The sequence below is a fragment of the Pseudomonas sp. P5_B2 genome (genome assembly GCF_056400445.1).
In genome coordinates, this window is record NZ_JBFULH010000997.1 from 1 (window position 1) to 1,187 (window position 1,187).

Here is a 1,187-nt window from a genome sequence, read left to right on the forward strand (position 1 = left end):
CTATCGGAATCGCTCTAACGCTGCCGATTTATTGGCTTTTCAATGCTGGGCTAGGGGTTTCCCTTCCGCCCCTAATCAACGCCTGGATTTGACTTAGGCAGAAGGAGATTATGAGGTGGAAATTCTCTTAAGCTTGGCATCAGGCTTTGCATCCGCGTTTGATCCAATCAATTTGGTGTGGGGCTTTATTGGCTGCCTACTCGGTACTGCCATCGGAGTGCTGCCAGGTATCGGCCCTGCATTGACCGTGGCATTACTGCTGCCAATTACAGCGAAGGTCGACCCTACGGGTGCCTTAATCATGTTTGGGGGTATCTACTACGGCGCTCAATTCGGAGGATCTACTACTTCGATTCTGCTCAATACGCCGGGCGAGTCATCCTCCATGGTTACGGCGTTGGAAGGCAATCTCATGGCCCGCAATGGACGCGCGGGCCCTGCGTTGGCGACGGCGGCGATAGGGTCTTTTGTCGCTGGCACAATCGCAACGTTACTGCTGACCCTTTTTGCGCCAATAGTCGCGACACTGGCGCTGAAATTTGGCCCTGCCGAGTATTTTGCGATTCTGGTGTTGTCCTTCACCACTGTATCAGCGGTGCTAGGTGCCTCAATGTTGCGAGGATTCGCATCACTAGGTATTGGACTGACCATCGGGTTAATTGGGTTGGATTCCACTTCGGGGATTGCGCGATACACCATGAGTGTGCCGGAGATGGTCGATGGCATTGAAGTGGTGCTGGTGGCTGTTGGTTTGTTTGCTGTGGGAGAGGCGTTATACAGTCTTCTTTATCAAAAAGAGGAGGACGCTGGTCGGCATCGTATGACGTCGTTATGGATGACGCGCTCTGATTGGAAGCGATCTATTCCTGCCTGGATTCGAGGAACCATGATCGGCTTTCCTTTCGGTTCCATCCCTGCCGGCGGTGCTGAGATTCCAACTTTTCTTTCATACTCTGCAGAAAGGAAACTGAGCAAGTACCCCGAAGAATTTGCAGCCAGTAAAGGCAAGGGGGCCATCGAAGGGGTCGCAGGCCCCGAGGCTGCTAACAACGCGAGCGCTACTGGATCACTGGTTCCATTGCTGACGCTAGGCATTCCTACCTCGGCTACGGCGGCGATTTTGTTGGCAGCTTTTCAGAACTACAACTTGCAGCCGGGCCCAATGCTATTCCAGACCTCCGGAGACC

1 protein-coding gene and 1 pseudogene are annotated in these 1,187 nt (G+C 53.5%); both read left to right on the forward strand.

The genetic code is table 11. From position 1 onward, the window contains the following. Positions 1 to 92, forward strand: a pseudogene (locus AC1DRJ_RS28640) (tripartite tricarboxylate transporter TctB family protein); the annotation flags it as partial. A 23-nt stretch (positions 93 to 115) separates the two neighbouring features. Continuing rightward, positions 116 to 1,187: tripartite tricarboxylate transporter permease (locus AC1DRJ_RS28645; protein WP_477805103.1), on the forward strand; the 1,072-nt coding region annotated here is incomplete at its 3' end.